At 71.5% G+C, this 25,468-nt stretch carries 23 protein-coding genes; 12 read left to right on the top strand and 11 right to left on the bottom strand.

Annotation, left to right across the window (positions count from 1 at the left end; genetic code table 11):
• Nucleotides 1-88: 88 nt before the first annotated feature.
• Nucleotides 89-1,393 (bottom strand): bifunctional o-acetylhomoserine/o-acetylserine sulfhydrylase, encoded by a 1,305-nt coding sequence (locus CRM89_RS11955; RefSeq protein ID WP_011210129.1) that lies wholly within the window; start codon nucleotides 1,391-1,393, stop codon nucleotides 89-91.
• Nucleotides 1,394-1,522: 129 nt separating this feature from the next.
• Here CRM89_RS11955 and CRM89_RS11950 point away from each other — a divergent pair, with 129 nt between their 5' ends.
• The 5 genes from CRM89_RS11950 (at nucleotide 1,523) to whiA (ending at nucleotide 7,409) form a co-directional block, all read left to right on the top strand.
• The gene (locus tag CRM89_RS11950) at nucleotides 1,523-2,218 is read left to right on the top strand and encodes an HAD family hydrolase (RefSeq protein ID WP_060590149.1); all 696 of its coding nucleotides are present in this window, start codon (nucleotides 1,523-1,525) and stop codon (nucleotides 2,216-2,218) included.
• Nucleotides 2,219-2,262: 44 nt separating this feature from the next.
• Complete coding sequence (gene uvrC / locus CRM89_RS11945) at nucleotides 2,263-4,284, top strand: excinuclease ABC subunit UvrC (protein WP_086840092.1); 2,022 nt, start codon at nucleotides 2,263-2,265, stop codon at nucleotides 4,282-4,284.
• A gap of 157 nt (nucleotides 4,285-4,441) precedes the next feature.
• Nucleotides 4,442-5,392 carry an RNase adapter RapZ gene (gene rapZ, locus CRM89_RS11940; protein WP_011210126.1) on the top strand — a complete coding sequence of 317 codons (951 nt, stop codon included), beginning with the start codon at nucleotides 4,442-4,444 and terminating at the stop codon, nucleotides 5,390-5,392.
• The gene (gene yvcK, locus CRM89_RS11935; RefSeq protein WP_060590153.1) at nucleotides 5,389-6,435 is read left to right on the top strand and encodes a uridine diphosphate-N-acetylglucosamine-binding protein YvcK; all 1,047 of its coding nucleotides are present in this window, start codon (nucleotides 5,389-5,391) and stop codon (nucleotides 6,433-6,435) included. The genes rapZ and yvcK overlap by 4 nt, the downstream gene beginning before the upstream one ends.
• The gene (gene whiA, locus CRM89_RS11930; protein WP_011210124.1) at nucleotides 6,432-7,409 is read left to right on the top strand and encodes a DNA-binding protein WhiA; all 978 of its coding nucleotides are present in this window, start codon (nucleotides 6,432-6,434) and stop codon (nucleotides 7,407-7,409) included. Before yvcK ends, whiA begins: the two co-directional genes overlap by 4 nt.
• 48 nt (nucleotides 7,410-7,457) lie before the next feature.
• Here whiA and CRM89_RS11925 read toward each other — a convergent pair whose 3' ends face one another.
• Nucleotides 7,458-8,084, bottom strand: coding sequence for a GNAT family N-acetyltransferase (locus tag CRM89_RS11925; RefSeq protein WP_098084029.1), 627 nt, complete (start codon nucleotides 8,082-8,084; stop codon nucleotides 7,458-7,460).
• Nucleotides 8,085-8,246: 162 nt separating this feature from the next.
• Between CRM89_RS11925 and gap the strand changes: the two genes are divergently transcribed.
• The 3 genes from gap to tpiA are packed head-to-tail and all read left to right on the top strand — an operon-like array spanning nucleotide 8,247 to nucleotide 11,289.
• Nucleotides 8,247-9,266, top strand: a complete 1,020-nt coding sequence (gene gap, locus CRM89_RS11920) for a type I glyceraldehyde-3-phosphate dehydrogenase (protein ID WP_011210122.1) — start codon at nucleotides 8,247-8,249, stop codon at nucleotides 9,264-9,266.
• A gap of 4 nt (nucleotides 9,267-9,270) precedes the next feature.
• Nucleotides 9,271-10,503 carry a phosphoglycerate kinase gene (gene pgk, locus CRM89_RS31690; protein ID WP_011210121.1) on the top strand — a complete coding sequence of 411 codons (1,233 nt, stop codon included), beginning with the start codon at nucleotides 9,271-9,273 and terminating at the stop codon, nucleotides 10,501-10,503.
• Entirely contained in the window at nucleotides 10,504-11,289 is a 786-nt protein-coding gene (gene tpiA, locus CRM89_RS31685) for a triose-phosphate isomerase (protein ID WP_011210120.1), read from the top strand.
• A gap of 117 nt (nucleotides 11,290-11,406) precedes the next feature.
• On the opposite strand, the gene CRM89_RS11905 is transcribed toward tpiA, so the two are convergent.
• Nucleotides 11,407-11,877, bottom strand: coding sequence for an META domain-containing protein (locus CRM89_RS11905; RefSeq protein ID WP_086841818.1), 471 nt, complete (start codon nucleotides 11,875-11,877; stop codon nucleotides 11,407-11,409).
• Nucleotides 11,878-11,898: 21 nt separating this feature from the next.
• On the opposite strand from CRM89_RS11905, the gene CRM89_RS11900 reads away from it, so the two are divergent.
• Entirely contained in the window at nucleotides 11,899-13,515 is a 1,617-nt protein-coding gene (locus tag CRM89_RS11900; protein WP_086841820.1) for an MFS transporter, read from the top strand.
• Nucleotides 13,516-13,569: 54 nt separating this feature from the next.
• Nucleotides 13,570-13,803 carry a preprotein translocase subunit SecG gene (gene secG / locus CRM89_RS11895; protein ID WP_011210117.1) on the top strand — a complete coding sequence of 78 codons (234 nt, stop codon included), beginning with the start codon at nucleotides 13,570-13,572 and terminating at the stop codon, nucleotides 13,801-13,803.
• Here secG and CRM89_RS11890 read toward each other — a convergent pair.
• Nucleotides 13,790-14,338 carry a GNAT family N-acetyltransferase gene (locus CRM89_RS11890; RefSeq protein ID WP_076573843.1) on the bottom strand — a complete coding sequence of 183 codons (549 nt, stop codon included), beginning with the start codon at nucleotides 14,336-14,338 and terminating at the stop codon, nucleotides 13,790-13,792. The genes secG and CRM89_RS11890 overlap by 14 nt on opposite strands.
• A 74-nt stretch (nucleotides 14,339-14,412) precedes the next feature.
• Nucleotides 14,413-15,258 (bottom strand): SDR family NAD(P)-dependent oxidoreductase, encoded by an 846-nt coding sequence (locus CRM89_RS11885; RefSeq protein WP_086841822.1) that lies wholly within the window; start codon nucleotides 15,256-15,258, stop codon nucleotides 14,413-14,415.
• 53 nt (nucleotides 15,259-15,311) lie between these two features.
• Here CRM89_RS11885 and CRM89_RS11880 point away from each other — a divergent pair, with 53 nt between their 5' ends.
• Complete coding sequence (locus CRM89_RS11880) at nucleotides 15,312-16,289, top strand: alpha/beta fold hydrolase (RefSeq protein ID WP_098084028.1); 978 nt, start codon at nucleotides 15,312-15,314, stop codon at nucleotides 16,287-16,289.
• Nucleotides 16,286-17,848 (top strand): MFS transporter, encoded by a 1,563-nt coding sequence (locus CRM89_RS11875; protein WP_098084027.1) that lies wholly within the window; start codon nucleotides 16,286-16,288, stop codon nucleotides 17,846-17,848. Before CRM89_RS11880 ends, CRM89_RS11875 begins: the two co-directional genes overlap by 4 nt.
• Before the next feature lie 302 nt (nucleotides 17,849-18,150).
• On the opposite strand, the gene CRM89_RS11870 is transcribed toward CRM89_RS11875, so the two are convergent.
• The 6 genes from CRM89_RS11870 to tal form a co-directional block, all read right to left on the bottom strand.
• Nucleotides 18,151-18,630 (bottom strand): hypothetical protein, encoded by a 480-nt coding sequence (locus CRM89_RS11870; RefSeq protein ID WP_060590162.1) that lies wholly within the window; start codon nucleotides 18,628-18,630, stop codon nucleotides 18,151-18,153.
• A 92-nt stretch (nucleotides 18,631-18,722) separates the two neighbouring features.
• Complete coding sequence (locus CRM89_RS11865; RefSeq protein WP_098084026.1) at nucleotides 18,723-20,924, bottom strand: thiamine pyrophosphate-dependent enzyme; 2,202 nt, start codon at nucleotides 20,922-20,924, stop codon at nucleotides 18,723-18,725.
• 143 nt (nucleotides 20,925-21,067) lie between these two features.
• Nucleotides 21,068-21,856 carry a 6-phosphogluconolactonase gene (gene pgl / locus CRM89_RS11860; RefSeq protein WP_082668555.1) on the bottom strand — a complete coding sequence of 263 codons (789 nt, stop codon included), beginning with the start codon at nucleotides 21,854-21,856 and terminating at the stop codon, nucleotides 21,068-21,070.
• Nucleotides 21,849-22,757 carry a glucose-6-phosphate dehydrogenase assembly protein OpcA gene (gene opcA, locus CRM89_RS11855; protein ID WP_174520481.1) on the bottom strand — a complete coding sequence of 303 codons (909 nt, stop codon included), beginning with the start codon at nucleotides 22,755-22,757 and terminating at the stop codon, nucleotides 21,849-21,851. Before opcA ends, pgl begins: the two co-directional genes overlap by 8 nt.
• Nucleotides 22,754-24,322 carry a glucose-6-phosphate dehydrogenase gene (gene zwf / locus CRM89_RS11850; protein ID WP_060590167.1) on the bottom strand — a complete coding sequence of 523 codons (1,569 nt, stop codon included), beginning with the start codon at nucleotides 24,320-24,322 and terminating at the stop codon, nucleotides 22,754-22,756. Before zwf ends, opcA begins: the two co-directional genes overlap by 4 nt.
• A 3-nt stretch (nucleotides 24,323-24,325) precedes the next feature.
• On the bottom strand, nucleotides 24,326-25,468 hold the full coding sequence (gene tal / locus CRM89_RS11845) for a transaldolase (RefSeq protein ID WP_060590169.1): 1,143 nt from the start codon (nucleotides 25,466-25,468) through the stop codon (nucleotides 24,326-24,328).

The following is a 25,468-nucleotide window of genomic DNA, read 5'->3' as shown; positions in this document are numbered from 1 at the left end:
CGCGGCTTTTGGCGCACCTCGGCGGGTCAAGGGAACGACATCGGGGCCGTCGCTGCGCGCGACGGCCCCGATGCCGGGTGGCGGTTGGTCAGCCGTTGGCGGCGGCGAAACCGGCCTCGAGGTCGGCGAGGATGTCGTCGATGTGCTCGATGCCCACGGCCAGGCGCACCAGGCCCGGCGTGACACCCGCGTTCAGCTGCTCCTCCGGGGTGAGCTGGGAGTGCGTGGTCGAGGCCGGGTGGATCACCAGCGAGCGCACGTCACCGATGTTGGCGACGTGGCTGTGCAGGGTCAGCGCCTCCACGAACCGCTTGCCCGCGTCGACGCCGCCGGCCAGCTCGAACCCGATCACCGCGCCGGTGCCCTTCGGCGCGAGGCTGCGGCCGCGCTCGTACCACGGCGAGGACGGCAGGCCCGCGTAGAATACCTGGGTGACCTCCGAGCGGCCGGCCAGGAACTCGGCGACGGCCTGCGCGTTCTGCACGTGCCGCTCGATCCGCAGGCTCAGCGTCTCGAGGCCCTGGCTGATGAGGAAGGCGTTGAACGGCGAGACCGCCGAACCCAGGTCGCGCAGCAGCTGCACGCGCGCCTTGAGGGCGTAGGCGGGTGCGCCCAGGTCGGCGTACTTCACGCCGTGGTAGCTGGGGTCCGGCTCGGTGAAGCCGGGGAAGCGGCCCCGGGTCCAGTCGAAGGTGCCGCCGTCGACGATCGCGCCCGCGATGGCCGCGCCGTGCCCGCCGAGGTACTTGGTGGCCGAGTGCACCACGATGTCGGCGCCGTGCTCGAGCGGGCGGATCAGGTACGGGGTGGCGACGGTGTTGTCGACGATCAGCGGGATGCCCTCGCCGTGCGCGACCTCGGCGATACCGGGGATGTCGAAGATGTGGTTCTGCGGGTTGGAGATGGTCTCGCCGTAGAACGCCTTGGTGTTCGGCCGGATCGCGGCACGCCACTGCTCGAGGTCGTCGGGATCCTCCACGAAGGAGACTTCGATGCCCAGCTTCGGCAGCGTGTAGTGGAAGAGGTTGTAGGTGCCGCCGTAGAGCCGCGGGCTCGAGACGATGTGGTCACCCGCGCCGGCGATGTTGAGGATCGCGAAGGTCTCCGCGGCCTGGCCCGAGGCCAGCAACAGCGCGGCGACGCCGCCCTCCAGTGCCGCGATGCGCTGCTCGACGGCGTCCTGGGTCGGGTTCATGATGCGGGTGTAGATGTTGCCCGGCTCGGCCAGCCCGAACAGCGCCGCCGCGTGCGCGGTGTCGCGGAAGGTGTAGGAGGTGGTCTGGTAGATGGGCAGTGCGCGGGCGTTGGTCGTGGTGTCGGGCACCTGACCCACGTGGATCTGCTTGGTCTCGAAGCTCCACTCGCGCGCCTGCTCGGCCGGATCGTTTGTCATGCCCTGAGACGTTAGGGAACCCTCAGCAACAAGACAAAGTCTTTCGCTCGCGGTGAACGGAAATGTTGCCGGATCGTGTCGCGACACGCGGGCCGCGATGCGGGCACGCCGAATCGGTAGGCTGGCCGCGTGGCGATCGAGGCGGTGTTGTTCGACTTCTCCGGCACGCTCTTCCGATTGGAGGAGGATCCCTCCTGGACCGACGAACTCGTCGACGCGGACGGCCGCGCGTTCGACGTGCACGAGAAGGCCGAGATCCTGCGCCGGATGACAGCGCCCGTGCAGCAACTCGTCGAGTTCGACGAGGCCGGTCAGTACGCCTGGGACAACCGGGATCTCGATCCGGCCCTGCACCGGCGCGCGTATCTGGAGGTGCTGCGGAAATCCGGGGTGCCCACTGAGGAGCAGGCGGCGCGGCTGTACGGGCGGCTGATCGACCCGCTGGCCTGGACCCCCTATCCCGACACCGGGACCGTGCTGGAATTCCTTGCCGGGCACGGCGTCCGGACGGCCGTGGTCAGCAACATCGCCTTCGATGTGCGCCCGGCCTTCGCGACCCGCGGCTGGGATGCCCTCCTGGACGCGGTGACGCTGTCGTTCGAGGTCGGCGCGATCAAGCCGGACCCGCGCATCTTCCGCGCCGCGCTGGACAAGCTCGGGGTGGCGCCGGAGGCGGCGCTCATGGTGGGCGACAGCGCGGTGGCCGACGGCGGCGCGAGCGCATTGGGCTGCCGGTTCGCGCTGGTGGACCCGCTGCCCACCGCCGAGCGTCCCGACGCCCTGGTCGACGCGTTGCGTGCGCACGGGCTGGCCGTCCCGCGCTGACCAGCGCGCGCCGGGCTGTCGGAGGCGGTCGATAGGCTGGTCACGTGGCAGATCCAGCGACGTACCGGCCCGCGCCGGGCACCATCCCCGTCGAGCCGGGTGTGTACAAGTTCCGGGATTCCTACGGCCGGGTCATCTACGTCGGAAAGGCCAAGAGCCTGCGCAGCAGGCTGAACTCCTACTTCGCCGACGTCGCCTCGCTGCACCCGCGCACCAAGCAGATGGTCACCACCGCGGCGAGCGTGGAGTGGACCGTCGTCTCCACCGAGGTGGAGGCGCTGCAGCTGGAATACAACTGGATCAAGGAATTCGATCCGCGGTTCAACGTGCGCTACCGCGACGACAAGTCCTATCCCGTGCTCGCGGTCACGTTGAACGAGGAGTATCCGCGGCTGTTCGTGTACCGGGGAGCGCGCAAGAAGGGCGTGCGCTACTTCGGTCCCTACGCGCACGCCTGGGCCATCCGCGAGACGCTGGACCTGCTGCTACGGGTGTTCCCCGCGCGGACCTGCTCCACCGGAGTCTTCAAGCGGCACAACCAGATCGGCCGCCCCTGCCTGCTCGGCTACATCGACAAGTGCTCGGCGCCGTGCGTCGGGCGGGTCAGCGCCGAGGAGCACCGGGCCATCGTGGAGGACTTCTGCGACTTCCTGGCCGGGCGCACCGACAAGATGGTGCGTGAGCTGGAACGGCGTATGCACGCCGCCGCCGAGGACCTCGACTTCGAGACCGCGGCCCGGTTGCGCGACGACGTGCAGGCACTGCGCCGGGCGCTGGAGAAGCAGGCGGTGGTGCTCGGCACCGGCACCGACGCCGACGTGATCGCCTTCGCCACCGACGAACTGGAGGTGGCGGTGCAGATCTTCCACGTGCGCGACGGCCGCGTCCGCGGGCAGCGCGGCTGGGTGGTGGACAAGTCCGGCGACGCGGTGGACTCCGGCACCGGCGACGACGAGACCGGCGCGCTGGTCGAGCAGTTCCTCACCCAGTTCTACGGCGAGCAGGTCGCCTACGCCGACCAGACCCCCGACGAGCAGCCCGCCACGGTGGTGCCGCGCGAGGTGCTGGTGCCGCAGCTGCCCGCGGGACACGAGCAGCTCCAGGAGTGGCTGAGCCGGTTGCGCGGCTCGGCGGTGCGCCTGCGGGTGCCCCAGCGCGGCGACAAGAAGGCGCTGGCCGAGACCGTCGAGCGCAACGCGAAGGAGGCGCTGGCCCAGCACAAGCTCAAGCGCGCCGGCGACCTCACCTCCCGCTCGGCGGCGCTGCAGGACATCCAGGACGCGCTCGACCTGGACAGCGCGCCGCTGCGCATCGAGTGCGTGGACATCAGCCACGTGCAGGGCACCGATGTGGTCGCCTCGCTGGTGGTGTTCGAGGACGGGTTGCCACGCAAGTCCGACTACCGGCACTACGCCATCAAGGAGGCGGCGGGGGAGGGCCGCTCCGACGACGTGGGCAGCATCGCCGAGGTCACCCGTCGCCGGTTCTACCGGCTGCGCAAGGAGCGCGACGAGGCCGAGCGCGAAGAACTCGACGGCACCGCCGCGGGCGCACCGCTGGTCGACGACGACGAAACGCCGACGTCCCGGCCCGGCATCGACCCGACCACCGGCCGCCCGCGCAAGTTCGCCTACCCACCGAATCTGTACGTCGTCGACGGCGGTGCGCCGCAGGTGGCGGCCGCCGCCGAGGTGCTCGACGAACTCGGCATCACCGACGTCGCCGTGATCGGCCTGGCCAAGCGGCTCGAGGAGGTGTGGGTGCCCGGTGAACCGGACCCGGTGATCCTGCCCCGCAACAGCGAGGCGCTGTTCCTGTTGCAGCGGGTGCGTGACGAAGCCCACCGCTTCGCCATCACCTTCCATCGCAGCAAGCGCTCGCGCCGGATGACGGCCTCGGCGCTGGACTCGGTGCGCGGTCTGGGCGCGGCCCGGCGCACCGCGCTGGTGACCCACTTCGGCTCGGTGGCCAAGCTCAAGGAGGCCACGGTCGAGGAGATCACCGAGGTGCCCGGGATCGGGGTGGCCACGGCGAAGGCGGTGCTGGCGGCCCTACACCAGGAATGACCGGCACCGGGAGTGCGCGGCGCACCGGGAACGAGCCGCTCCGACGGCAGGTGACGCGCCCGCGGATCGGCCGTCGCGTAGCTTGAGTGTCGGCGCCCGATGACCGATCCGGTGCGCGATGATCGAAAGAGGCCCCCACACACGAAGCCGGTAGGACATGACACGCGTCGAATCGAACAACACCGCGAGCCAGGCCCCGCCGAGCGGCGCGGGCACGCTCGAGCAGCAGGTCGAGGTCGTCATCGTCACCGGGCTGTCCGGGGCGGGGCGCGGCACCGCGGCCAAGGTACTCGAGGATCTGGGCTGGTACGTCGCCGACAACCTGCCGCCGGAACTGATCGGGCGGATGGTGGAGCTCGGCGCCGCCGCCGACCCGCCGATCCGGCGGCTGGCCCTGGTCATGGACGTGCGCAGCCGCTTCTTCACCGGCGATCTGTCGGTGGTGGCCGATCAGCTGCGCGCGCTCGGCCTGCGCACCCGGGTGCTGTTCCTCGAGGCCTCCGACGATGTGCTGATCCGCCGCTTCGGCTTCGCCCGGCGCAGGCATCCGTTGCAGAGCGAGAGCGCCGACGGCACCCTGTCCGCGGGCATCGCCGTCGAGCGCGTACGGCTGGCGGGGGTCAAGGCCGCCGCCGACCTGGTGATCGACACCACCGAACTGTCGATCCATCAGCTGCACCGCAAGCTGGAGGAGGCCTACGGCGGCGGCGCCCCCGCGGCGCTGCAACTGACCGTGCAGTCCTTCGGCTTCAAGTACGGGGTTCCACTCGACGCCGACATGGTGTTGGATGTGCGTTTTCTACCCAATCCACATTGGATACCGGAACTGCGGGAACACTCGGGACAGGAGACCGTGGTCAGCGAGTACGTGCTGTCGCGCCCCGGCGCGCAGGACTACCTGCACACCTGCCACCACCTGGTCGACCTGACGACGAGCGGCTACCGCCAAGAGGGGAAGCGATACATGACCGTGGCAGTGGGCTGCACGGGGGGCAAACACCGGAGCGTGGCGATCGCCGAGGCGCTGGGGGAGCTGATCGGCGCCGACACCTCGGCGGAGTCGGCGGACGTGGTGCGGGTCGTGCACCGGGATCTGGGGCGCGAATGACGGAGTGGGAATCCGGCCCCGCGGTCGTCGCCCTCGGTGGCGGACACGGCCTCTACGCGACACTCAGCGCGGTGCGGCGGCTGACCCGGCGCATCAGCGCGGTGGTGACGGTCGCCGACGACGGCGGCTCCTCCGGCAGGCTGCGCGCGGAACTGGGTGTGTTGCCGCCCGGTGACCTGCGGATGGCGCTGGCGGCGCTGGCCGCCGACCCGGACGGCGTGTGGGCGCGCACCCTCCAGCACCGGTTCGGCGGCAGCGGTGCGCTGGCCGGGCACTCGGTGGGGAACCTGATCCTGGCCGGGCTCACCGAGGTGCTCGGCGACCCGGTCGCGGCGCTGGACGAGGTGGCCGGGCTGCTGCAGTCGACCGGGCGGGTGCTGCCCATGTCACCGATCGCGCTCGACATCGAGGCCGACGTCTCCGGCCTGGAGGCCGACCCGCGGGTCAGCCGCTGCATCCGCGGCCAGGTCGCGGTGGCCACCACGCCGGGCAAGGTGCGACGGGTGCGGCTGATCCCTTCCGACCCGCCCGCCAGCCCCGAGGCGACCTCGGCGATCGAGCACGCCGATGTGGTGGTGCTCGGGCCGGGCTCGTGGTTCACCAGCGTCATCCCGCATGTGCTGGTCCCCGAGCTGCGCGAAGCGCTGGTCTACACCCGCGCGCGCAAGATCCTGGTGTTGAATCTGGCCGCCCAGCCCGGCGAGACCGCGGGCTTCTCCGCGGAGCGGCACCTGCACGTATTGTCGCAGCACGCACCGGAATTCACCGTCGACGAGGTGCTGGTGGACGCCGGGTCGGTACCACCGGGGCGGGAACGCGAACATGTGGCAAGGGCTGCCGAACAGTTGCGGGCGCGAGTAACCTTCTCCGAGGTCGCCGAAGCGGGCACAGATCGGCATCATCCCGGAAAGCTGGCCGCCGCCCTGGATCAGCTGATCCGGCAGCCCCGGCCGCAGCTGGCGGGGCTTCGGGTGGAGGGACGGCACATGGGCGCGGATGTGCGGTCCGGGTTGGGTGGAAAGGAGCGCGTCTCGTGGCGATGACAGCCGAGGTGAAGGACGAGCTGAGCAGGCTCACGGTGTCGCAGGTCAGCTCGCGCAAGGCGGAGTTGTCCGCCCTGCTCCGGTTCGCGGGCGGCCTGCACATCGTCGGCGGGCGGGTGATCGTCGAGGCCGAGGTGGACATGGGCTCGATCGCTCGCCGGCTACGCCGGGAGATCTTCGAGCTGTACGGCTACGGCTCCGACGTGCACGTACTCGGGGCGGGCGGCCTGCGCAAGACCTCCCGCTATGTGGTGCGGGTGTCGAAGGAGGGCGAGGCGCTGGCCCGCCAGACCGGCCTGCTCGACGTGCGCGGTCGTCCGGTGCGCGGCCTGCCCGCCCAGGTGGTCGGCGGCAGCATCGCCGATGCCGAAGCCGCTTGGCGCGGCGCGTTTCTCGCGCACGGTTCGCTCACCGAACCGGGCCGCTCCTCGGCGCTCGAGGTGAGCTGCCCCGGCCCCGAGGCGGCGCTGGCACTGGTCGGTGCGGCGCGCAGGCTGGGCATCACGGCCAAGGCCCGCGAGGTGCGCGGCACCGACCGGGTGGTGGTGCGCGACGGCGAGGCCATCGGCGCGCTGCTGACCAGGATGGGCGCCCAGGACACCCGGCTCACCTGGGAGGAGCGCCGGATGCGCCGCGAGGTGCGTGCGACGGCGAACCGGCTGGCCAACTTCGACGACGCCAATCTGCGGCGGTCGGCGCGCGCCGCCGTCGCTGCGGCCGCGCGGGTGGAGCGGGCGCTCGAGATCCTGGGCGAGGACGTGCCCGACCATCTGGCTGCCGCGGGCAAGCTGCGCGTGCAGCACCGGCAGGCCTCGCTCGAGGAACTCGGCCAGCTCGCCGACCCGCCGATGACCAAGGACGCGGTCGCCGGCCGGATCCGCCGCCTGCTCTCGATGGCCGACCGCCGGGCCAGGGAACTCGGCATCCCCGACACCGAGTCCGCGGTCACCGCCGAACTGCTCGACGAAGCCTGAGCGGGTCAGCGGCCGGAGGCGGTAGCGCAGCGTCACCACGGAGGTCGGTCAGGCGGCCGGTTCGCGCAGCATCGCCAGGGTGGTCGGGCCGTCGTCGGGGATCTCGACGGTCGCGGTGACCCGGAAGCCGAGCCGTTCGTAGAAGCGCCGGTTTCCTTCCCCGGTGGTCTCCAGGAACGCGGGTACCCCGGCGGCTTCGGCGGCGGCGATGCCCGGTGCCAGGACCGCGCGGCCCAGGCCGCGGCCCTGGTGGTCCGGGTCGACGCCGACGGTGCCGAGGAACCACACCGGTTCGGTCGGCCGGTGCGGGGCGAGCGCGGCCTCGGCGGCCTCCTGGACGGCCGCGCGGTCGCCGGCGAGTTCGGCCAGGCGCGGGCCGAGTTCGGCGAAGACGGGTCCCGCGTCGGTCTGCGGGGTGGTCCACACCGCGACGGCGGAGCAGTCGTCGGTCACCCATACCCGCCCGTGCGGCAGGCCGAGGTGGGTGAGGAAGAGTTCCTGCATGGTGAGCACCCGCCGCTCGTGGTCGCGGGCGTCGATCACGTGACGGGTCCAGGGGTAGTCGGCGAAGGCACGCCCGAGGGTGCGGGCGGCAGCGGGGACATCGGCTTCGGTGGCCGCGCGCACCAGCGGCGCGGGCGAGAACGACTGGTCGGTACTCACCGGGTCGATCATGCCCGGCCTCCGGCGAGCGGCGCCAGCCGATATCGCATCGGCCGAGCCGGCACCGGTCGCGGGCGCTCACGAATCCCAGGTGGTTGTCGGAGAGATCCGCGGCTGGGATTAGTGTGGGTACGGCATCGGAATGAATCCGCTTGAAAGCTGAGGAGCGATAACGTGACTGTCCGGGTAGGCATCAACGGCTTCGGTCGTATCGGACGTAACTTCTTCCGGGCGGTGGAGGCGCAGAAGGCGCTGGGCACCACCGACATCGAGATCGTCGCGGTCAACGACCTCACCGACAACGCGACCCTGGCCACGCTGCTGAAGTACGACTCGATCCTCGGCCGCCTGCCGAAGGACGTCTCGCTCGACGGCGACGACACCATCGTGGTCGGCGACCAGCGGATCAAGGCGCTGGCCATCAAGGAGGGCCCCGCCGCCCTGCCGTGGGGCGACCTCGGCGTCGACGTGGTCGTCGAGTCCACCGGCATCTTCACCGATGCCACCAAGGCCAAGGGCCACCTGGCCGCGGGCGCCAAGAAGGTCATCATCTCGGCCCCGGCCAAGGGCGAGGACATCACCATCGTGATGGGCGTCAACGACGACAAGTACGACGGCAGCCAGAACATCATCTCCAACGCGTCCTGCACCACCAACTGCCTGGGCCCGCTGGCGAAGGTGCTCAACGACGAGTTCGGCATCGTCAAGGGCCTGATGACCACCATCCACGCCTACACCCAGGACCAGAACCTGCAGGACGGCCCGCACAAGGACCTGCGTCGCGCCCGCGCCGCCGCGGTGAACATCGTGCCGACCAGCACCGGCGCGGCCAAGGCCATCGGCCTGGTGCTGCCCGAGCTCAACGGCAAGCTCGACGGCTACTCGCTGCGCGTGCCGATCCCCACCGGCTCGATCACCGACCTGACCGCCGACCTGGCCAAGAAGGCGACGGTCGAGGAGATCAACGCGGCGTTCAAGGCGGCCGCGGAGGGCCCGCTGAAGGGCATCCTGAAGTACAGCGTCGACCCGATCGTCTCCAGCGACATCGTCACCGACCCGCACTCCTCGATCTTCGACGCGCCGCTGACCAAGGTCATCGACGATCAGGTGAAGGTCTACTCCTGGTACGACAACGAGTGGGGCTACTCCAACCGCCTCGCCGACCTCATCGGCCTCGTCGGCAAGTCGCTCTGATCACATGGCTGTCAAGACACTCCAGGATCTCCTGAACGAGGGTGTCGAAGGTCGGGGCGTGCTGGTGCGCTCCGACCTGAACGTCCCCCTCGACGACAACGGGCAGATCACCGACCCCGGCCGCATCATCGCCTCGATTCCGACGCTGAAGGCCCTGGTCGAGGCGGGCGCCAAGGTGGTCGTCACCGCGCACCTCGGCCGTCCCAAGGGCGAGCCGGACCCGAAGTTCTCGCTCGCGCCGGTGGCGGCGAAGCTGGCCGAACTGCTCGGCCGCAACGTGCAGCTGGCCGGTGACGTGGTGGGCTACGACGCGCTCTCGCGCTCGGAGGGCCTCACCGACGGTGACGTGCTGCTGCTGGAGAACGTGCGTTTCGATCCGCGCGAGACCAGCAAGGACGAGGCCGAGCGCGGCAAGCTCGCGGCGGCCCTGGTCGAGCTGGTCGGCGAGGACGGCGCGTTCGTCTCCGACGGTTTCGGCGTGGTGCACCGCAAGCAGGCCTCGGTCTACGACGTGGCCAAGCTGCTGCCGCACTACGCGGGCACGCTGGTCGCCGCCGAGGTGGACGTGCTGGCCAAGCTCACCGACAACACCGAGCGGCCTTACGCCGTGGTGCTGGGCGGCTCGAAGGTCTCCGACAAGCTCGCCGTCATCGAGGCGCTGGCGCCCAAGGTCGACACCCTGGTGATCGGCGGCGGCATGTGCTTCACCTTCCTTGCCGCACAGGGCCTTTCGGTCGGCTCCTCGCTGCTGCAGGAGGAGATGATCGACACCTGCAAGGGGCTGCTCGAGCGGTACGCCGACGTCATCCACCTGCCGCGCGACGTGGTGGTCGCCGACTCGTTCTCCGCCGACGCGGAGTCGAAGTGCGTGCCCGCCAACGAGATTCCGGACGGCTGGATGGGTCTGGACATCGGCGCGGAGTCGGTGGACCGGTTCGCGGCCCTGCTGACCGAGGCCAAGACGGTGTTCTGGAACGGCCCGATGGGCGTGTTCGAGTTCGAGAAGTTCGCCGCGGGCACCCGCGGGGTCGCCGAGGCGATCGTGGCGGCCACCGGCAAGGGGGCGTTCACCGTCGTCGGCGGCGGCGACTCGGCCGCGGCGGTCCGCGCGCTCGGCCTGCCCGAGGACGGTTTCTCGCACATCTCCACCGGCGGCGGCGCGTCGCTGGAATACCTGGAGGGCAAGGAACTTCCCGGCATCAGTGTCCTCGAGGACACCGCTCCGGAGGGCAGCTGAATGGCACGTAAACCGCTCATCGCCGGCAACTGGAAGATGAACCTCAACCATCTCGAGGCCATCGCCCTGGTGCAGAAGATCGCCTTCGCGCTGCCGGAGAAGTACTTCGAGAAGGTCGACGTCGCGGTGATCCCGCCGTTCGTGGACATCCGCAGTGTGCAGACGCTGGTGGAGGGCGACAAGCTGCTGCTCACCTACGGCGCGCAGGACGTCTCGGTGCACGAGTCCGGCGCCTACACCGGCGAGATCAGCGCGAGCATGCTCGCCAAGCTGGGCTGCACCTTCGTGGTGGTCGGGCACTCCGAGCGGCGCCAGTACCACCACGAGGACGACGCCACCGTGCTCGGCAAGGCCAAGAAGGCCCTCGAGCACGGCCTCACCCCGATCGTGTGCATCGGCGAGGGGCTCAACGTCCGCGAGGCGGGCACGCACGTGGAATACAACCTCGAGCAGCTGCGCGGGTCGCTGAAGGGCCTGTCCGCCGAGCAGATCGCGAAGGTCGTCATCGCCTACGAGCCGGTCTGGGCCATCGGCACCGGCAAGGTGGCGAGCGCGGCCGACGCGCAGGAGGTGTGCGGCGCCATCCGCGCCGAGCTGGCCGAGCTGGCCGGACCCGAGGTGGCCGCGCAGGTGCGGGTGCTCTACGGCGGCTCGGTGAACGCCAAGAACGTCGGGGAACTGGTCGCCCAGCCCGATGTCGACGGTGCGCTGGTCGGCGGGGCCTCGCTCAAGGGTGACGAGTTCGCCACCCTGTCCGCGATCGCCGCAGGCGGCCCGCTGCCCTGATCGCGGTCCCGGCATCGAACTCCGGCCCGGCGTCGCCTCCGCGATGCCGGGCCGGTTCGTTTCCGGGCCGGTTCGTTCGGCAGCCGGGCCCTCGTCGTCTGCCCGGGTGCCGAGCGCTCAGCGGGCGGCTAGCGTGAGGCCGCGGCCGTCGTCGTCGCGCAGGGTCAGCGTGTCACCCTCGATGGTGGCGCCGACATTGCCGTCCAGGACCTCGAGCACGCCGCGCTCGACCTCCATCACCGCCGGTTCGCACATCATCTTGGTGGTGGCGACCTGGAAGGTGATGCTGGATCCGCCGTGCGGCTTGTCCTGCACGGCCGCGGTGCCGACCAGCTGATTGCACCCGGCGGAGCCGGAGACGCCGCCGTCCTCGGCGATGAGCAGCGTCGGATTGGCCGCGTCGAGCACCTCCGCGGGCACGTCGACATCCTGGTCGAGCAGGGCCGTCACCACCCAGGTGGTGCCGCGCAGCGGCCGGTCCGGCGGGGTGGATTCCTTCGCCGGGACCGAGTCCGCGTCGCTCGTGCATGCGGAGAGCGCGGCCGCGGCGAGCACCGCGATCGCGAGCCGAGCCAGTGGTGCCGCCATGTCCCCGATGTTACCGGCGATATGCTCGGCGGAGTGACCACCGCCGACGCCACGCAGCCGCTGTCCACCTGGGCGCCGCTGCGGTCCCCCGTCTATCGGGCACTGTGGATCGCCCAGCTGGTCTCCAACCTGGGCACCTGGATGCAGACGGTCGGCGCGCAGTGGTTGCTGGTGGACGAGCCGAACGCCGCCACCCTGGTGTCGCTGGTGCAGACCGCCATCACGTTGCCGGTGATGCTGCTGTCCATTCCCTCGGGCGTCCTGGCCGATCTGATGGACCGGCGCAGGCTGCTGCTGGGCGCGCAATCGACGATGGCGGTGCTCGCCGCGGTGCTGGCGGTCTCCACCGCCACCGGGCACACCACCCCGGGGGTGCTGCTGACGCTGCTGTTCCTGCTCGGCTGCGGACAGGCCATCACCGCCCCGTCCTGGCAGGCGATCCAGCCGGAACTGGTACCGCGCCAGCAGATTCCGTCCGCGGCGGCATTGGGCAGCATGAACATCAACATCGGGCGGGCGGTGGGCCCGGCGGTCGCCGGTGTGCTGGTGGCACTGTCGGGGCCGTCGCTGGTGTTCGCCCTGAACGCGCTGTCGTTCGGCGGCATCGTCGCGGTGCTGCTGTTCTGGCGCCGCCCGGCCGCCGACCGCCGGCTGCCCAGCGAGCGGCCGCTGGCCGCGCTCCAGGCCGGGACCAGATTCATCCGCGCGGCGCCCGCGATCCGGCGGGTGCTGCTGCGTTCGATCCTCTTCGTGGGGCCGGCGAGCGCGCTGTGGGCGCTGTTGCCGGTGATCGCGCGCGCCGAACTCGGCTTGGGCTCCTCCGGCTACGGCGTGCTGCTCGGCGCGCTGGGCGTGGGCGCGGTGGCCGGTGCGGTGGGACTGTCGCGCATCCGCGCCTGGCTGACCCCCACCCAGCGGCTCACCGCGGCCTCGGTGGTGTTCGGGCTGGCCTGTGTCGGTGCGGCACTGCTGCACAGCGTGGCGGCGGTGCTGGTGCTGCTGGTGGGCGCGGGCCTGGCCTGGCTGCTGGCGTTGTCGACGATGAACGCGACGATGCAGCTGCTGCTGCCCGCCTGGGTGCGTGCCCGCGGACTGTCGGTGTACATGCTGGTGTTCATGGGCGGGCAGGCGATGGGCTCGCTGGTCTGGGGCCTGGTGGCGGGGGCGACCTCGGCGGTGACCGCGCTGCTGATCGCGGCGGCCCTGCTGGCGGGCAGCGCGGTGAGCAGTGTGTGGCTGCCGATCCGGCACAACGCCGAGGATCTCGATCTCACCCCGACCGCGTTCTGGCCGGAGCCGCAGCTGGTGGTGGAGCCCGATCCCGACGACGGCCCGGTCATGGTGTTGCGCTCCTACGACGTCCCGGCCGAGCGGGTGCCGGACTTCCTGGCCGCGATGGTCTTCGTCGGGCGGTCCCGGCAGCGCACCGGCGCGATGGAGTGGCGGCTCTACCGCGACGTGGGCGTGGTCGATCGGTATGTGGAGGCGTTCGTGGTGCGCTCGTGGGCCGAGCACATGCACCAGCACCAGGTCCGGCTCACCGCCCAGGACCGGTTGCGCGAACAGGCCGTGGCCGAGTTCGGCACCGGCGAACCCAGCATCAGCCACCTGGTGGCGGTCGACCCGCACCGGCGATGAGCGCGCCGCACGCCCGATTGGGGCGCGCGGCGGCGTACCCCATAGACTGACGGCATGCGGATGTTCCTGGATATCCTCCTGATCATCACCAGCGTGCTGCTGGTGCTGCTGGTGCTGCTGCACCGCGCCAAGGGTGGGGGTCTGTCCAGCCTGTTCGGTGGCGGCGTGCAGTCCAGCCTGTCCGGCTCCACCGTCGTCGAGAAGAACCTCGACCGCGTCACGATCTTCACCGGCATCATCTGGCTCATCGCCATCCTCGGCATCGGCCTGGAGATCAAGTTCTCCTGATCGCGGCCTCGTCCCGGCCGGTCCACGGCGCGGTGGCCTCGAAGCGCACCAGCCCGGTCGCGTCCGCTTCGGCTCGGGTGCGCACCATGTCCAGCCGTTCGGCCAGCCGCACCGATTCGCGGTTGCCCGCATCGATTTCCGCGATCACCCGGTCCAGCCCCAGGGTTCCGAAGGCGTACTTCAACACCGCGCGGCAGGCCTCGACCGCCAGGCCCTCGCCGCGGTGCCGGTCGGCCACGCTGCACACCAGCTCGATGCCGTGGTCGATCCGGCGCAATCCGCTGACGCCGAGCAGTTCGCCGGTCGCCGTCCCACGGGCGGTCAGCGTCCACAGCCCGTAGCCGTGCACCGCGAAATCGCGGTCGCTGCGTTCGATGATCGCCAGCACCAGCGGCGTCGGCACCGGCTCGTCGTCGAAGAGATAGCGCCGCACGCCCGGATCGTTCCAGTGCACGTGCAACCGCTCGGCGTCGGCGCTGCGCAGAGGACGCATCCGCAGCCGCGGGGTGACAAGGGTGAGGCCTGCGGGGGTCATCTGACGTCCTCGGAAAATCGATGTGCGCTCGTGCATCATCCACGGTCCGGGGAAGCCGTGTCCAGCTCGGTTGCTCAGTCGTTGCGGGGAACGCGTCCGTCGAGGTCGGTGAAGCCGTAGCGCTCGGCCAGATCGGCCACCCGCAGGGCGGCGCCGGTGTGGCCGCGGCGCTCCGGATCGGCGGCCAGTGCCACCACCGCGCGCCCGGCGAAGTGCGGCGATTCGGCCGCGTCCAGATCGAACGTGCCTTCCCCGGGCAGGGTGACCAGTCGCCTGCCCGCGGCGTCCGCCGGGACCAGTTGCAGCAGTTCGGTGTTCACGATGCCGGGCCACAGCGACACCACGGTGACCGCGGTGTCGGCGAGGTCGTGGGCGAGGTCGGCGGTGAGCCGGTCCAGTGCCGCCTTGGCCACGCCGTAGACGGCGTTGTGCATGTAGCGCCGGGCGCCGGGCGAGGAGATGTTGACCAGCAGGCCGCCGGATTCGATGAGCAGCGGTGCGGCGAACACCGCCGCCGCGTAATGCGAGCGCACCCCGACGTCGAAGGTCTCGTCCCAGGCGTGCGGGGGCACCTGCCAGAAGGGTTTGCCGAGCCACCGGGCGGCGGCGGGGGAGTTGTAGACGTTGTTCACCAGCACGTCGAGCCGGGCGTGCTCGGCGCGCACCCGGTCGAACAGACGGGCGACGGCGTCGTCGTCGCGGTGATCGCACACCACCGGGACGCCGGTGCCCCCGAGGTCATCGATGCGCGCGGCGGTCTCGTGGACGGTGCCGGGCAGTTTTCCCGGGGTGGTGGATCGCCCGGTCAGGTAGACCGTCGCGCCCGCCGCGCCCAGCTCCAGGGCGATGCCCTTGCCGATGCCGCGGCTGGCGCCGGTGACGACCGCGACCCGGTCGCGTAGGTCTGGTATTCCGCTCACGACTGTCGGACATTACCGTGAGACGTAGAACGTGTTCTAACTTTGGAGGCGCAGTGACGGTGACCGAGCGGCCCACGTCCCGGATCGTGACCAACGACGGCATTCGCATGCACGTCACCGAGCACGGCGCGGGGCAGCCGGTGATCTTCTGCCACGGCTTCCCGCACACCGGGTTCATCTGGCACCGCCAGCTCGACGCCCTGGCCGCGGCCGGCTACCACGCGCTGGCACCGGATCTGCGCGGCTACGGCCGCACGGACGCACCGGCCGACCCCGAGGCGTACACCAATCGCGCGGTGATCGGTGATCTGCTGGCCCTGCTCGACGATCTCGCCGCGGAGCGGGCGGTGTTCGTCGGCCTCGACTTCGGTGCCGTGCTGGTGTGGGAGCTGGCCCAGCGGGCACCCGAGCGGGTGCGCGGGATGATCGTGCTGAACAATCCCTACGCGCCCCGGCCGTCCCGCGCGCCCTCGCAGCTGTGGGCCAAGGCGGCGCAGCGCCACTTCCTGCACCTGGACTACTTCCAGCGCCCCGGTGTCGCGGATCGCGAACTCGCGGCCGCGCCACGCGATTTCCTCGCCCGCGTGTATTACGCGCTCAGCGGCGACTACCACTACCTCGACACCTGGCGCTTCCCGCCCGGCTCCGGCTACCTCGAGGTACTCCCGGACGCGCCCGCCCTGCCGTGGCCGTGGCTGTCGGCGGCGGAATTCGACGTGCTCGCCGCCGAATTCGAACGCACCGGCTTCTCCGGTGGGCTGGCCTGGTATCGCAGCCTGGACCGCAACTGGGAGCTGGGTGCCGATCTCGACCCGACGGTCCGGGTGCCCGCGTATTTCGTCTACGGCGAAAACGACCCGGACATGGCCGGATTCAGCGGTCGCGATCCGCTGGGGGTGATGCGCGCGCACGTGCCCGACCTGCGCGGCGTCACCGAGATCCCGGGCGCCGGGCATCTGTTGCCCCTCGAACGCGGTGCCGAGGTCGATCGCCTGGTGCTGGCCCACCTCACCGACCTCGGGTCGGCGTGAGCGCGACCGCGCCGGTGCGGCTGACCGGACGCCAGTGGTGGCTGCTGGTCGTCTCCTGCCTGGGGGTGGCACTCGTCATCGCGGCGATGGCCGGGCTCTACACGGCGCTGCCGGAGATCGTGGCCGCCACCGGCGCCACCCAGCAGCAGCTGACCTGGATCGTGGACGGCTACACGCTGACCCTGGCGTGCCTGGTGCTGCCGTGCGGCGCGCTGGGCGACCGCTACGGCCGCAGGCTGGTGCTCGTGCTCGGGCTGGTGATCTTCGCGGCGTCCTCGGCGCTGCCGTTGATCGTCGACAGCCCGCACTGGCTGATCGGGGCGCGCGCGCTCACCGGTGTGGGCGCGGCACTGGTGATGCCCGCCACGCTGTCGCTGCTCACCGCGAGCTTCCCCGAGTCGCGTCGGTCGGTGGCGGTGGCCGTGTGGGCCGGTGTCGCGGGCGTGAGCGCGGTGATCGGCTTCCTCGGGTCGGGCTTGCTGCTCGCGCACTTCTCCTGGGTGTCGATCTTCCTCGGCATGGCGATCGCGGCCGCGGTGCTCGCGGTCGCGGGATGCACGGTCGGGGAGACCGTCGACGAGGATCGACCCGGCCTCGATCCTGCCGGTGCGCTGAGTTCGGCCGCCGCGATCGGGCTGCTGGTGGTGGGCGCGATCGAGGCGCCGGTACGGGGATGGACCGATCCGGTCGTCCTCGGGTTGCTGGCCGGGGCCGTGGTCGCGGGCGTGCTGTTCGCGGTCGTCGAGCTCCGGGTGGCGGCCCGCGGGGCGCGGCCGCTGCTGGATGTGCGGCTGTTCGCCGCGCGCGGATTCGGCAGCGGGACGGTGGCGGTGGGTGTGCAGTTCCTGGCCGCGTTCGGCACCTTCCTGCTGATCGTGCAGTTCATGCAACTTTTCCTCGGCTACAGCCCACTGATGTCGGCGGTGGCGTTGGCGCCGATGGTGGGACCGATGATCGCCCTCGCCGCCGTCGCGCCGTGGCTGGCCGAGCGCTTCGGGCTGCGGCTGCCGACGGTGATCGGGGTGGGGCTGGTCGGCGTCGGTTTGATCGGTCTCTCGCGGCTCACCGCCGCCAGCGGCTACGTCGATCTGCTGTGGCCGCTGCTGGTGATGAGCAGCGGGCTGGGGCTGAGTTCCCCGCCCGCGACCGCGGCGATCATCGCGAACACACCTGTCGCCGACCACGGCGTCGCCTCCGCGGTGAACGATGCCGCCCGCGAGGTGGGGGCGGCGTTGGGGATCGCCGTCGCGGGCAGTGTGCTGGCCGCGGGGTACAGCGCCCGCATCAGTCCGGTGCTGCCGCAGTTGCCCGAGCAGGCGCGCGAGCCGGTGGGTAGTTCGCTGGCCGCGGCGCTCGAGGTGGCCGACCGCGCCGGGCCGCAGGCGGCGCCGCTGGTCGATCTGGCACAGGCTGCATTCGTGCACGGCATGCAGAACGCGGCGCTGGCCCTGGGCGTGTCGAGCGTGGTGGCGGCCGTGGTCCTCGGGGCGTGGGCGCCGGGACGGGGTGCGCGGGCATCGGCCGAGGCCGGCGACGTTGCGGAGCAGGCGGTGCGCTGAGCGGGCGCGAAACGGCTCGGAAACCGGCGGGGCGGCCCCGGGAAGCTCCCCGGGGCCGCCGCCGGCCCAACCAGTCGGTGCCCGACCTAGCTCCAGACCCCGACCTCGCCAAGGATGCTGCCACACCGCGCGCCCGCCGTCACATGGAAGGCATTACCGCTGCACAGGCGGGCGAGCGTGCAGGTGTACGAACCGGGAGCACGCCTCTCACCTCGGTGGATAGGCATCGGCTCTGGGTTTTTCGATCACGGGATCAGCACGACTGTCGGCGCGTGTTACCGAAATGTTGTCCGAGAAGTCGATCACCGGTACTCGTCGGCGGGCTTCGGATAGGCCGACCAGCTGGGCAGTGGCGTGCCCTCGAGATAGGCGGTGAGCCGGTCCAGCAGGTACTGCCAGCGCGGTCCGACGGCGGGAGCGTCGGCCGGGCAGAGGTGCCTGCGCACGAGCTCGAGATTGGTCAGCACGCCGACCTGCTCCAGCCGCACCTCGATCAGCTCGCCGTCCACGTGCGCGACCAGTTCGTGTGGTGCCACGCAGTGCTCCACGCGGACCGCGACCGGGCCGGGCACCGGCCCGTCGAGCGGTTCGATACCGAGGTTGCCGTTCCCGCCGGACACCGCGCCGAACCAGCGGGCGAGCTGGTCACGCGCGGTGCAGGCCGACCACACGTCGAGCACCGGCTGCTTGTAGGACCGTAGATAGTGCAGCAGTACCCGCTCGCCGCCCGCGTCGTGATCGTGCTCGGGGCGGACCTCGCCGAGGATGGACATCGTTGACATTCGCCGTGTCCTTTCGCTGCCGGGTGTTCGCCCCAGAGTATTGCCCGTCACGGCGGGTCGAATCGTGAACACGCCCACCCGCGGGCGGCCGGTCAGTCGCGGACGAGGGCCAGCGCGGCGGACTCGATCGCGGCTTCGGACAGCAGCACGGCCGCGGCCGCAGGCCCGAGGGGCACGAAGCTGTCGGCACTGGTGACCCGGGTGAGGCGGCCGCGGAATCCGGCGTCGACGAGTGCGGTGCACACCGCTTCGGACACTCCGCCGCTGCGCCGGGTCTCGTCGGCGACGAGCACCCGGCCGGTGGCTCGGGCGTGGTGCACCAGATCGTCCACCGGCAGCGGAGCCAGCCAGCGCAGGTCGAGGACACGGGTCGCCACGCCCTGCCGGGCCAGCCGGGCGGCCACCCGCAGGCTCATCGGGACGCCGTTGCCGAAGGTGACGATCGTCAGGTCGGTGCCGTCGCCGTAGGCGCGGGCGCGGCCGATCGGGACGTGCTCCGGTGCGGCGGCCGGGACGGCCCACGCACCGTCGTCCGGGTGCAGGTCGCGCGTGTGGTAGAGCGCGATCGGCTCGAGGAAGACGCACACCCGGCCGTCGACGCGGGCGGCCGAGACGCAGGTGCGCAGCAGGGCGGCGGCGTCGTCGGCGCGGGCGGGCACGGCCAGCACCACGCCCGGGATGTCGCGCAGCGCGGCGACCGAGTTGTCGTTGTGGAAGTGGCCGCCGAAACCTCGCTGATAGGCCAGCCCGGCGATGCGGACCACCATCGGATTGCGGTAGCGGCCCGCGGAGAAGAAGCGCAGGGTGGCGGCCTCCCCCCGCACCTGGTCGGCGGCGTTGTGCAGGTAGGCCAGGTACTGGATCTCCGGAATCGGCACGAACCCGGCGAGCGCGGCGCCCAGCGCGGTGCCGAGGACACTCTGCTCGTCCAGCAGGGTGTCGAACACCCGGCGCGGGCCGAAGCGGGCGCGCAATCCCTTGGTGACGCCGTAGACGCCGCCCTTGCGGCCGACATCCTCCCCGAAGACGAGGACGTCGGGGTCGCGCGCCAACAGCGCGGCCAGGGTGGTGTTGACCGCCTGCGCCAGCGTCACGGGCACATCCGCGCCGGGATCGCGTCCGGCCCGCACGCCCGGGTGGGCGCGGGTGGGCGACGTCGGGGTGTCGCGCAGCACGTCGGCGCGCACCGCGGCAGGCCGACTCCGGGCGAGCGGGGCGAGAACCGCCTCGGCGGTGTCCAGTTTCGGTTCGGCGCAGACGGACTCGGCGGTGGCCGCGACGCGGTCGGCGATCGAGTCGTAGCGTGCGAGCACCGCGCCGGGGTCGGCGCCGGTGGCGACGAGCAGCCCGGCCGTGCCGAGCAGCGGGTCCCGGCGCAGATCCGCGGCCAGCTCGGCGGGCCGTCGATAGGCGCTCTCGGCGTCGGAGCCGGCGTGCCCGAGGAGCCGGACCGTGGACAGGTGCAGGAACGCGGGTCCGCGGTGGGTGCGGACCCAGTCGACGGCACGCGCGCACGTGGTGAGCGCGTCCGCCGGATCGCAGCCGTCGGCGTGCAGGTAGTGCAGTCCGGGCCGCGCGCCGTAGGCGTGCGCGATCCAGCCCGGGGGCGTGGGGACGCTGATGCCGAGGCCGTTGTCCTCGCAGACGAACAGGATCGGCATCGGCACGCCCTGGAAGGCGGTGTGCAGGGCGGCGTTGATCGCACCGGTGGCGGTGGAGTGATTGGCCGAGGCGTCCCCGAAGCTGCACAGCACGATCGCGTCGGCGGGCCACTCGGTCGGCAGACCCAGCCGTGCGGCCCGCTCCAGCGCGAAGGCCAGGCCGACCGCGCGGGGGAGTTGTGAGGCGATGGTCGAGGTCTGCGGAACGATGTGGGCGGCCTTGCTGCCGAACACCTTGTGCCTGCCGCCGGAGATCGGGTCGGCCGCCGCCGCGACCACCCCCAGCAGGACGTCCCGCACCGGATCGGATCCGCCCACCCGGCGCAGCCGGTGTACGAAGAACGCGCCCGACCGATAGTGCAGCAGCGCGGGATCGGTCGTGCGGGCCGCCGCGGCCAGTGCCGCGTTCCCCTCGTGCCCGGAGGAACCGATGCTGTAGTAGCCGCGCCGATGCGTGCCGAGCCGCCGCGCCGCGAGATCGAGCTGTCTGCTCGTGGCCTGGGCGTCGAACAACTCCCACAGCCCGGCGGCGGTGACGCCGTGCGGGAGATCGCCGCGGCCGCGCTCGAGTCCCGCCAGTGCCGACCGGAACCGGCCGTCCAGCGCCGCGCCCGCGGCATCGGCGGCGCTCACCGCTCGTCCCGTTGCCGGTGACCGTCGCGCCGTCGCCGGCAGTCAGCGCGTGGGAGCCGGTCGGACGCGGCGGCCACCGTGGCGGCGCTCCCGGCGACACCACAGCGTGGGCACGACACCGCGACCTCCACGTCCACCGCCGCTCACCGCAATCCGGATGCGGCCCCTTCGTCGAGCAACCAGGTGGTCGATTCCGAGCCGCGCGCCCCGGCGGCCGGAATGTCCACCGGGTCGGCCCCGTTCAGCGCGGCGGCGACCGCCTCGGCCTTGCCCGCACCGGCCACCACCAGCGCGACGTGCCGGGCGCGGCGCACCGCGGGCAGGGTCAGGGTGATGCGCACCGACGGCGGTTTCGGCGAATCCGTCACCGCGACGACGAGTTCGTGTTCCTCCCGCACCGCGTCGGTGTGCGGGAACAGCGAGTTGACGTGGCCCTCACCGCCCATGCCGAGCAGGTGCAGGTCGAAGGCGCCGTATTCGGCGAGGTGGGCGTGCACGGCCGCGGAGTACGCCGCGGCGGCCTCCACCGGGTCCGGGTACTCGCCGATGCTGCCGGCCATCGGGTGCACGCGGTGCGGGTCGAGCGGCACATGGTCCAGCAGCGCCTGCCGCGCCTGCAGCTCGTTGCGGTCGGCGTCGCCCGCGGGGACGAAACGCTCGTCACCCCAGAACACGTCGAGCCGCGACCAGTCCACGTCGCCGGGCGCCTTGCGCACCGCGGCGAGCAGATCGATGCCGGTGCCGCCGCCGGTGAGCACGACCGAGGCCGACCCGCGTGCGGCCTGCGCGGCCACGAGGACCTCGACGACGCGCCGGGCCCCGGCGGTCACCAGGGCGTCGGGGTCCGGAAACACCTGCACGGTGTTCGCGGGGAAACCGGCCGCGATGCGGCGATCCTGGTCGGCGTAGCGATCCGCGGGCGTCTCACTCATAGATCACCTTCTCGATTCCGGCGAGCGCCTCGGCGTAGATCTCGTCGGCATCGAGCCGGCGCAGTTCTTCGGCGAGGCAGTCGCGAGTTTCCCTGCGGGCCAGGGCGATCCGCTGATCCGGATCGCCGGTGCGGGTGAGGGTGGCGGTGCGCCCGGTCTGCGGGCGGGTGATGGCGATGGACACCGCGGGCCGGTGCAGCTGCACCTCCAGGGCGCCGGTGCGCCGGTACACCGGGCAGCCCAGCCGCGCGGCCAGCCAGCCGGCCAGCATGTCGAGGGCGGGTTCCTCGCGCAGGCCGGACACGGTCACCGACTCCACCGGCTCGTACGGCGGCTCGTCCAGCGAGGCGGCCAGCAGGGCGCGCCAGTAGGTGATGCGGCTCCACGCCAGATCGGTGTCGCCCGGCGCGTAGGAGTCACGGCGCTTCTTGATGGTGGCCTGCGGATCGGGGGCGTAGGTGGCGTCGGTGATGCGCCGGGTCGCCAGCCTGCCCACCGAATCCTTCGACGGGAACTCCGGCGCGCCGCGCGGCCACCACGCCACCACCGGCGTGTCCGGCAGCAGGAACGGCACCACCACGCTGCTCTCGTGGCTGACCAGCTCGCCCTGCAACCGCAGCACGATCACCTCGGCCGCACCGGCGTCGCCGCCGACCCGGATCTGCGCGTCCAGCTTCGTCTCGGCCTCGCGGTCGCCGCGGGCCAGCACCACCACGCGGCACGGATGCTCGCGGCTGGCGTCGTTGGCCGCGTCGATCGCGTCCTCGGCCTCGGAGCTGTCGAGCGTGCACACCACCAGGGTGAGCACCCGGCCCATCGTGATGACGCCGTTGCTCTCGCGCAGCTGCACCAGGCGCTTGGTGACCGCGCCGGTGGTGGTGTCGGGCATATCGATGATCACGGCCGCCGCCATTCCCGGCCGGTGCGGGCCAGCATCTCGTCGGCCGAGGCCGGACCCCAGGTCCCCGCCTCGTACGGTTCGGGCTTGCCGCCGGCCGCCCAGTGCTCGAGCACCGGATCGAGGATGCGCCAGGACAATTCGACCTCCGCGTTCACCGGGAACAGCGACGGCACCCCGAGCAGCACGTCGAGGATCAGGCGCTCGTAGGCCTCGGGAGAGGACTCGGTGAACGCCTCGCCGTAGCTGAAGTCCATGTTGACATCGCGCACCTCCATGCCCGAGCCGGGCACCTTGGAGCCGAAGCGCATGGTGATGCCCTCGTCCGGCTGCACCCGGATGACCAGCGCGTTCTGCCCGAGTTCCTCGGTCATGGTCTGGTCGAAGGGCAGGTGCGGCGCGCGCTTGAACACCACCGCGATCTCGGTGACCCGCCGGCCGAGGCGTTTTCCGGTGCGCAGGTAGAACGGCACCCCGGCCCAGCGCCTGGTGTCGACCTCGAGGGTGATCGCGGCGTAGGTCTCGGTGGTCGATTGCGGGTCGAAACCCTCCTCGTCGAGCAGTCCGACGACCCGTTCGCCGCCCTGCCAGCCCGCGCTGTACTGGCCGCGGGCGGTGGTCTCGTCCAGCGGCTCCACCAGCTTGGTCGCCGAGAGCACCTTGATCTTCTCGGCCTGCAACTGCTTGGGCTCGAAGCTGATCGGCTCCTCCATCGCGGTGAGCGCCAGCAGTTGCAGCAGATGGTTCTGGATGACGTCGCGGGCGGCGCCGATGCCGTCGTAGTAGCCCGCGCGCCCGCCGAGGCCGATGTCCTCGGCCATGGTGATCTGCACGTGGTCGACGTAGTTGGCGTTCCAGATCGGGTCGAACAGCTGGTTGGCGAAGCGCAGCGCCAGTATGTTCTGCACCGTCTCCTTGCCCAGGTAGTGATCGATGCGGAACACCGTCTCCTCGGGGAACACCCGGTTGACGAGCGTGTTCAGTTCCACCGCGCTGTCCAGGTCGTGCCCGAACGGCTTCTCGATCACCACCCGCCGCCACGGTGTGCGGCCGGAGGCGTCGGGGTCGACCGGCCCGGCCAACTTGTGCTGGGAGAGCTGGTCGAGCACCACCGGGAACATGTCCGGTGGAATCGACAGGTAGAAGGCGTGATTGCCGCCGGTGCCGCGCTCCTTGTCCAGCTGGCCCAGGGTCTGGGCCAGGGTGGCGAAGGCGGCGTCGTCTTCGAAGGTGCCCTGCACGAACCGGATCCCCTCCGCCAGGTGGTCCCAGACCTCCTGGCGGAAGGGCGTGCGGGCGTGCGCCTTGACGGCCTCGAGTACGACCTGCGCGAAATCCTCGTTCGCGTAGTCGCGCCGCGCGAAGCCGACCAGGGCGAAACCGGGCGGCAGCAGCCCCCGGTTCGCCAGGTCGTAGATGGCGGGCATCAGTTTCCGGCGGGACAGGTCGCCGGTGACACCGAAGATCACCAGACTGCACGGGCCCGCGATCCGCGGTACCCGCTTGTCCCGTTCGTCACGAAGAGGGTTGCGCCAGCCTGCCGACGGTACGGAAGCCGTGCCTGCCATCGCTCAGTTGCCCTCGGACCCGGACGCGGCCGCGCGCAACTCCTCCGCGGTCGCGGACAGCAGCTCCGCCCACGACGCCTCGAACTTCTCCACGCCCTCGCGCTCGAGCACCGCGAACACGTCGTCGAGATCGATGCCGACCGCGCGCAGCCGCTCGAACACCTCGGCCGCCTCGGCCGCGGTGCCGCTCACCGTGTCGCCGCGGATCTCGCCGTGATCGGCCACCGCCTCGAGCGTCTTCTCCGGCAGCGTGTTGACCGTGTTGGGCGCGACCAGCTCGGTGACGTACATGGTGTCGGGGTAGTCCGGGTTCTTCACACCGGTCGAGGCCCACAGCGGCCGCTGCCGACGCGCGCCCGCGGCGGCCAGGTGCTGGTAGGTCGAGGTGTGCGCACCGCCGTCGAACACGTCCTGGTACTCGGCGTAGGCGAGCCGGGCGTTGGCGATGCCCGCCTTGCCGCGCAGCTCGAGCGCCTCCGGCGTGCCGACGGCCGCGAGCCGCTTGTCGATCTCGGTGTCCACGCGGGAGACGAAGAACGAGGCGACCGAGTGGATCTTGGCCAGGTCGTGCCCGGCCACCCGGGCCTTGCGCAGGCCGTCGAGGTAGGCGCCCATCACCGCGCGGTAGCGCTGCACCGAGAAGATCAGCGTGACGTTGACGCTGATGCCCTCGGCGATCACCGCGGTGATTGCGGGCAGGCCCTCCTCGGTGGCCGGGATCTTGATGAACAGGTTGGGCCGGTCCACCGTCTTCCACAGGTCCACGGCCTGGGCCACGGTCTTGTCCGCGTCGAAGGCGAAGCGCGGATCGACCTCGATGGAGACCCGCCCGTCCAGGCCGCCGGTGGCCTCGAAGACCGGGGCGAGCACGTCGCAGGCCTCGCGCACGTCGTCGGTGGTGATGGTGCGGATCGCCGCGTCGGCGTCGGCGCCCTGCGCGGCCAGTTCCTTCAGCTGCGCGTCGTAGGCGTGGCCCTTGCTCAGCGCGCCCTGGAAGATCGTCGGGTTCGTGGTGACCCCCACGACGCCGCGGGTCCGGACCAGTTCGGCGAGGTTGCCCGACCGGATGCGGTCGCGCGACAGATCGTCGAGCCAGACCGACACGCCGGCCGCGGCCAACGCCGCGATGTTCTCGTTCTGTGCCAT

The organism is Nocardia sp. FDAARGOS_372 (genome assembly GCF_002554515.1).
GTDB classification, from domain to species: Bacteria; Actinomycetota; Actinomycetes; order Mycobacteriales; family Mycobacteriaceae; genus Nocardia; species Nocardia farcinica.
Note: the sequence above shows the minus strand (reverse complement) of the source record. Positions and strands in the feature narration are given on the sequence as shown.